General features: G+C 39.9%; 9 protein-coding genes. 5 read left to right on the forward strand and 4 right to left on the reverse strand.

Features of this window, described 5'->3' with window-relative positions; genetic code table 11:
- Window position 1: 1 nt before the first annotated feature.
- Together V7150_RS05090 and V7150_RS05095 are read right to left on the reverse strand one after the other, a co-directional pair.
- Window positions 2-289, reverse strand: a complete 288-nt coding sequence (locus tag V7150_RS05090) for a cytosolic protein (protein WP_335514351.1) — start codon at window positions 287-289, stop codon at window positions 2-4.
- Window positions 290-344: 55 nt separating this feature from the next.
- Window positions 345-611, reverse strand: coding sequence for a DUF3055 domain-containing protein (locus V7150_RS05095; protein WP_335514354.1), 267 nt, complete (start codon window positions 609-611; stop codon window positions 345-347).
- Between the two features lie 190 nt (window positions 612-801).
- Between V7150_RS05095 and V7150_RS05100 the strand changes: the two genes are divergently transcribed.
- A complete protein-coding gene (locus V7150_RS05100) occupies window positions 802-1,239 on the forward strand; it encodes a DUF86 domain-containing protein (RefSeq protein ID WP_335514356.1) in 438 nt (145 codons plus the stop codon).
- A gap of 60 nt (window positions 1,240-1,299) precedes the next feature.
- Window positions 1,300-2,064, forward strand: coding sequence for a TIGR01457 family HAD-type hydrolase (locus V7150_RS05105; RefSeq protein ID WP_335514358.1), 765 nt, complete (start codon window positions 1,300-1,302; stop codon window positions 2,062-2,064).
- A 437-nt stretch (window positions 2,065-2,501) separates the two neighbouring features.
- Here V7150_RS05105 and V7150_RS05110 read toward each other — a convergent pair whose 3' ends face one another.
- The gene (locus V7150_RS05110) at window positions 2,502-3,011 is read right to left on the reverse strand and encodes a phosphatidylglycerophosphatase A family protein (protein ID WP_335514360.1); all 510 of its coding nucleotides are present in this window, start codon (window positions 3,009-3,011) and stop codon (window positions 2,502-2,504) included.
- A 209-nt stretch (window positions 3,012-3,220) separates the two neighbouring features.
- On the opposite strand from V7150_RS05110, the gene yutH reads away from it, so the two are divergent.
- A complete protein-coding gene (gene yutH / locus V7150_RS05115; protein ID WP_335514363.1) occupies window positions 3,221-4,234 on the forward strand; it encodes a spore coat putative kinase YutH in 1,014 nt (337 codons plus the stop codon).
- An 83-nt stretch (window positions 4,235-4,317) separates the two neighbouring features.
- Window positions 4,318-5,307 carry a 2-hydroxyacid dehydrogenase gene (locus V7150_RS05120; protein ID WP_335514366.1) on the forward strand — a complete coding sequence of 330 codons (990 nt, stop codon included), beginning with the start codon at window positions 4,318-4,320 and terminating at the stop codon, window positions 5,305-5,307.
- A 50-nt stretch (window positions 5,308-5,357) separates the two neighbouring features.
- Here V7150_RS05120 and V7150_RS05125 read toward each other — a convergent pair whose 3' ends face one another.
- Window positions 5,358-5,594, reverse strand: coding sequence for a NifU family protein (locus V7150_RS05125; RefSeq protein WP_283920041.1), 237 nt, complete (start codon window positions 5,592-5,594; stop codon window positions 5,358-5,360).
- Between the two features lie 150 nt (window positions 5,595-5,744).
- On the opposite strand from V7150_RS05125, the gene V7150_RS05130 reads away from it, so the two are divergent.
- A complete protein-coding gene (locus V7150_RS05130; protein ID WP_335514371.1) occupies window positions 5,745-6,071 on the forward strand; it encodes a YuzD family protein in 327 nt (108 codons plus the stop codon).
- The last annotated feature ends 75 nt before the right edge of the window (window positions 6,072-6,146 follow it).

Genomic DNA, 6,146 nt, shown 5'->3' on the forward strand with positions numbered 1-6,146 from the left:
TTTACTGGTTTGAATAGGGCGGCTGAATATTTGTATCCGGATCATCGTGGGGTGGATGAGCACCTTCTATTTGCCGAGGTAGATCCTCATGCAGTGACTTGAATTCGTAATTATAGGCACTATATTTTCGCTGTCCTTCTTTCCACGGTGTACTCTTATTTTGCACTGGCTCATCTTTTTTAATGAAGGATCCATAAGAACCTTCGGGAAATTCCTGGGCAGTAAGAACATTTTGTTGTTTTTCAACAGTAGATAATTCAGTATATTTTTTAGAGTTTGTTTTTCCCATGCTTTCACTCCTTTACACTTTATTATTGCAAGGCGGGGTGAAAAACATGTGCAGGTCAGACGATTTCAGCTAAGAATGATCGCAGTTCTTCAGCGTCTACTTCATTTAATTGAAAAGCAAATTCTAAATAGCCTTCTTCCTGCAAATCGTCCTGGCCAATGATGGCAAAGCGATTTCCCTGCATATCCAGAACCAATTGCTTTCCATAATGGCGGCTGGTTTGAACAATAGCTAAATCAAAGCGCTGGTTTTCTCCAACAAAACTGACAAATCTTGTTTTTGTATCCTCTGTATCATCGTATAAGAAAAAGCGTTCTGTCATTAAATGTTCTCCTTTATGATTTTGACTGTTTTTCATCACCTCTATAGTATCAAATTTCGGGTTATGATGGGAGTATCATTGCAAGATTCACTGATTTCTGCTCACGAAAAAATACGAACAGCATCAGATTGTGTTACAATATAAACGGGATGGCTGCATAGAGAAGACTAAATGAAGGAAGTGGACTGGAATGTATTTTGTTGACAGAGAAAAAATTGAAGCGACTTTAGTTTATTTAGAAGGACAAATCAATCTCTTCCGTGGCCAAAAGGATTGGTCAACACCACTTGAGAAGACAGCATTAGAGCGTTTAGGCCAAATGATGATTGAGTCAGTTCTAGATGTTGGAAATGCCATGATTGATGGCTTTATCATGCGTGACCCAGGCAGTTATGAGGACATTATTGACATATTAATAGACGAGAAGGTCATTACAGCTCAAACAGGGGAAAGTTTAAAAATCCTTATTCAATATCGAAAAGTGCTTGTCCAGGATTACATAAAAATTGACCATCGTGAACTTCAGGAACAGTTTTCAAAGCACCTTCCGGAATTAGTAAATTTTTCGGCATATGTACATAATTATTTCACGAATGAATTAGGACCAGTTTCGGCGTTTAAAAAATGACCGTTAGCGCGGTCTTTTTCTTTTGATTGGGAATGATAATTTTTAGGAAGGTGATGGGGCATGAAAAAATATAAAGGCTATTTGATTGATTTAGATGGAACGATGTATAAAGGGACAGAGCGGATTGAAGCGGCCTCCGACTTCGTCAAGAATCTTCGGGATCACGGTATCCCTTATTTATTTGTGACCAATAATTCTTCGAGAACGCCGGCACAGGTGGCCGAAAAACTAATGGGCTTTGACATCCCTGCTGAAGAAAAGCTTGTGTTTACGACAAGTCAGGCAACTGCTAATTATATATATGAACAAAAAAATAATGCTTCCGTTTATGTGATTGGAGAAGAGGGAATTCGAACAGCCATTGAAGAAAAAGGACTGCAATTTGCCGGTGAAGATGCTGATTTTGTCGTGATAGGAATCGACCGCTCGATTAGCTATGAAAAATTGGCCGTTGCCTGCCTGGCAGTTCGTAACGGAGCAACATTCATATCTACAAATGGCGACATTGCGATACCAACGGAGAGGGGACTGCTCCCAGGCAATGGGTCGCTGACATCGGTTATTACCGTTTCCACTCAAACAAAGCCAATTTTTATCGGCAAGCCTGAATCGATTATTATGGAACAGGCCCTAAAGGTTTTAGGAACGGCAAAAGAAGAAACCCTTATGGTTGGTGATAATTATGATACTGACATATCAGCGGGAATGAATGCCGGTATTGATACATTATTAGTTCATACAGGAGTAACGACGAAAGAATTGCTGGCCGGTTATGACAGGATGCCGACTTATTCGATTGATACCTTAGATAAGTGGGAACTATAAAAAGGATGGAAAAAACCATCCTTTTTCAATTTTTTAAGAGAATAGAAAGTATAAATTTAGACTTTGAGAATTGTCTAGCTCCATAAGAATAAGCTTCGGAAGCGGAACCTCGCACGAAGGAAAAGCGTTAGCTTTTTCGAGGAGCGCCCAGCGGCTAGTAGACTTCGCGCTTCTCCCTAAGATAAGTCAACATCGGATCACTATCGCTCTCCGTGCAGTCTAGCTGCAGCGCCTAGGGGCTCGTCTTATGCCTGGCTACAGAAAGCTATCGCTTTCTGTACGCATTAAGGGAGACTAATCTCTGGCTTCGCTTTACTTGCCAGTCGATAAATCTCCCTATATCGCCCCTGTTCAAGGCGCTTCCGCTTTTCTCTTTTCCTTTATCTCAGTCGAAGCGCTCCAGTCTATACGCCGCTAAACGAGCGCTTCCGCTTTTCTTATTTTTCCTTTTCTGCTCTTGCTGCGCGGTGTGCCAATCTGCTTGAAGCAGCGGCTGCAATCGCTCCAACAATATCATCTAAAAATGTATGACATTCACCTGTTGATTTATCATTTAGATGTGCTAAAATCCCAGGCTTCAATTTATCAATGTATCCATAATTGGTAAACCCAATGGAACCGTAAACATTCACAATCGAAAAGGCGAGTACCTCATCGACACCATATAGACTTTCATCTGTTCTGATGATCGATTGCAAAGGTTCCTCGAGTAGCCCTTTTTCGGCGAGCCTATCAAGCTGTATTCCTGTAAGAATGGCATTTTGTACCTCACGTTTTGAAAGGACTCGTTCTACGTTGGCTAAACAATCTTCCATTTTCAAATTTTCATGATATTTTTCCTGCAAAAAGAAGACTAAATCGCCTATGTCTTGGACTTCAACGCCTCGTTCCTTCATCCATCTGCGTGCAGTTTCTTCGGTTAGATCTACTTTTTTGTCGTCTGCCATTCTTTGATCACCTTTTCTTTAGGTTTTGACTATATTTATACTCTATTTCCATATTATATGCAATTTAAATGCAAAAAGAGCCATTCAGGATCATATCATCTCCTCCATATTTTTCGGTTATTCTTAAAAAAAACAGCGAAGACAACAAGTTTTTTAAAGCTAAAACATATACATGAGTTAAAAAGAGGTTTGGAGAACGGGGTGGAAAGATGCTTCAGAAAATGCTTGAAAACCAATATGGAATCACAGTGAAGGAACATGTAAAATTAGATGCCTATGATGCACTGAGGGGAAATGGCTGGCTTTATTTAATTTCTAATCCGGCTGGCAAGGAAGAAGCAGATATTACCGAACTTGAAAAAATTGCCGAACATTTAAGGAATTATGGGGATCAAAATGCTCCCATCTTTTTGCAGTCTAAGGAAGGTCAGTTAATTACGACATGGGAACAAAAAAAATATTGTGTGTTAGCCAATCGGCAGATTGAAGAGCAGCGAAATATAAAATTAGGCCGGAAGCTTGCAAAATTCCATGAGCGTGGCCGTATGGTCCCTTTTCAAATAGAACGATCAAGCAGGACTGGACAATGGAAGTCCTTGTGGGAAAAACGACTTGAACAGATGGAAAAGGTTTGGAATGGTATTCTCTTTCAAACTCCTGAAGACGAGTTTGAACGAATGTTTATCGATTCTTTTCCTTATTATCTTGGATTAACCGAGAATGCGATTCAATATTTAGTCGATACCGAACTTGATGATGAACCATTAGAAACAGATAGCGGCACGGTTTGTCATGAACGTTTTAACAATAACACATGGGGACCTTATAACCATTACTTGATTAAAAATCCGTTTGACTGGGTGTTTGACCATCGAAGCCGTGACCTGGCTGAGTGGACAAGGGAGAGGTATTTTCGTAATATCCAGACTTATGATGTAGAATTAAGGCAGTTTTTTGCGGAATACCAAAGCATTGCTCCATTATCTTCCTTTTCCTGGCGCTTACTATATTCACGGTTAATCTTTCCACTGCACTATTTTGATTGTATTGAGAGTTATTATATAACGCGCTCTGAACAGGACAAGAAGGTGTTAGAAGACAGCCTTAGGAAAATATTAAGACAATCAAGTGAATATGAACGATTTTTGGCGGGATTCTTTCAAATGTCGGGAGCACCGATTAAACGCATGAACCTTCCACAACTGGAGTGGCTTTTTCAATAAGTTAGCGTTTTCGAAGTTTTTAGAGGATGGTGGTAAAAAACATATGGTAAAATAATTGAAAACAGCCAAGGAAGTGACATAGGATGAAGCCTTACGTTTATATTACCCGGAAGCTTCCGGAAGAAATATTGAAACCACTACAGCAAAAATATGAAGTGAACATGTGGGAACATGAAGATATTCCCGTTCCAAAAGAGATCTTATTGTTAGAAGCTAAAAAAGCGGATGCGCTGCTGACAGTTCTATCGGATTCCATCGATGAAAGTATTTTTGCTGCAGGAACCAATTTAAAGGTTGTGGCTAACCTAGCAGTGGGATTTGATAATATTGACATAAAGTCCGCTAGCAGGGAGGGAATTGCTGTTTGTAATACACCCGATGTTTTAACGGACACAACAGCAGATTTAACTTTCGGTTTGCTTATGGCAACCGCTCGCAGGATTGTCGAAGCTGCAGAGTTTGTGAAAGAGGGAAAATGGGTAAGCTGGAGCCCTTTACTTTTAGCAGGTCAGGATATTCACCATAAAACCCTTGGTATTGTGGGAATGGGGAAAATCGGCGAAACTGTTGCCAAACGAGCAACTGGTTTTGATATGAACATTCTATATCATAACCGTTCAAGAAAACCTGAGATCGAGCAGCAGCTGAGTGCTGTATATGTGTCTTTTGATGAGCTCGTGGAAAAGTCCGATTTTATCGTTTGTCTAACTCCTCTTACTGCCGAAACAAAGAGAATGTTTACCCGTGAGGTTTTTAAAAAAATGAAACAGTCTGCAATTTTCATTAATGCTTCTAGAGGGCCTGTTGTCGATGAACAGGCATTGTATGAGGCGCTTGTTGCAGGGGACATTGCTGGGGCAGGGCTAGATGTTTTTGAAAAAGAACCAATCAATGCCGACCACCCGTTACTTAAGCTCACCAATGTCGTTGCCCTGCCGCATATCGGCAGCTCTAGTATTGAAACGAGAGTGGCGATGATGCAGTTATGTATTGAAAATATCGAGGCGATTATAGAAGGAAAAGCTCCAACGACGCTGGTGAATAAAGATTGGATGCCCTTAGTGAAGGCTTGACCACATAAATTAAGCGATTGCCGACATTGGCAATCGCTTTTCCTCATTCATTAAAATACTTGTTCTACTTCCACAACACCTGGAACTTCTTCTAAAAGGGCTCTTTCGATACCTGCTTTTAATGTGATGGTGGAACTTGGGCAGCTGCCGCACGCACCCAGTAAGCGGAGCTTAACAATGCCATCTTCTACATCTACTAATTCGCAATCCCCGCCATCGCGAAGAAGAAATGGACGTAATTTATCTAATACTTCTTGAACTTGCTCAAACATTTGTTGTTCTTCCATATTAATCGACTCCTTTCCTAAATATATTATAATGTCATCCGCGTTAAAAATCCATTCTCAGAAATAAGGGAAAGACACATTTAAAGACATATTCGTCGTTTTTATTTTATAAATAAAGTAAAATAAAAGAAAAAAGACAGGAATGGTTTTATGAATACGAATGAAGTGGAAATTGTTCTTTATGGTGCACAAACCTTATGTCCAAGCTGTGTTAATTTGCCTTCCTCCAAAGAAACCTTTGAATGGCTAGAAGCGGCTATTGCTAGAAAGTTTCCTGACCAGCCCGTTAAAATGACCTACGTTGATATTTACCAGCCTTCTGGGGAAGATGAAAAACTAATTTTCGCCAAAAGAGTAATTAAAGAGGACATGTTTTATCCGGTTGTCGTTATTAAAGAAAAAATCGTTGGCGAAGGGAACCCGCGTTTAAAGACCATTTTTACAGAACTTGAGAAATATGGATATAAAGCTATTTAAAAAGAAGAAGTATTCCGTTAAATAGTGAAGGGTTCCGTTTTTAGGTGCTATTAAAGGCAATATTCCTCTTATCCT

Origin of the sequence: Neobacillus drentensis, from assembly GCF_036965245.1 — a bacterium.
Taxonomy (GTDB): Bacteria; Bacillota; Bacilli; order Bacillales; family Cytobacillaceae; genus Neobacillus; species Neobacillus drentensis_G.

Excerpts from the sequence above, each read along its gene's own strand:
- V7150_RS05090 (WP_335514351.1), bottom strand. The coding sequence starts at position 289 with ATGGGAAAAACAAACTCTAAAAAATATACTGAATTATCTACTGTTGAA.
- V7150_RS05095 (WP_335514354.1), bottom strand. The coding sequence starts at position 611 with ATGACAGAACGCTTTTTCTTATACGATGATACAGAGGATACAAAAACA.
- V7150_RS05100 (WP_335514356.1), top strand. The coding sequence starts at position 802 with ATGTATTTTGTTGACAGAGAAAAAATTGAAGCGACTTTAGTTTATTTA.
- V7150_RS05105 (WP_335514358.1), top strand. The coding sequence starts at position 1,300 with ATGAAAAAATATAAAGGCTATTTGATTGATTTAGATGGAACGATGTAT.
- V7150_RS05110 (WP_335514360.1), bottom strand. The coding sequence starts at position 3,011 with ATGGCAGACGACAAAAAAGTAGATCTAACCGAAGAAACTGCACGCAGA.
- yutH (WP_335514363.1), top strand. The coding sequence starts at position 3,221 with ATGCTTCAGAAAATGCTTGAAAACCAATATGGAATCACAGTGAAGGAA.
- V7150_RS05120 (WP_335514366.1), top strand. The coding sequence starts at position 4,318 with ATGAAGCCTTACGTTTATATTACCCGGAAGCTTCCGGAAGAAATATTG.
- V7150_RS05125 (WP_283920041.1), bottom strand. The coding sequence starts at position 5,594 with ATGGAAGAACAACAAATGTTTGAGCAAGTTCAAGAAGTATTAGATAAA.
- V7150_RS05130 (WP_335514371.1), top strand. The coding sequence starts at position 5,745 with ATGAATACGAATGAAGTGGAAATTGTTCTTTATGGTGCACAAACCTTA.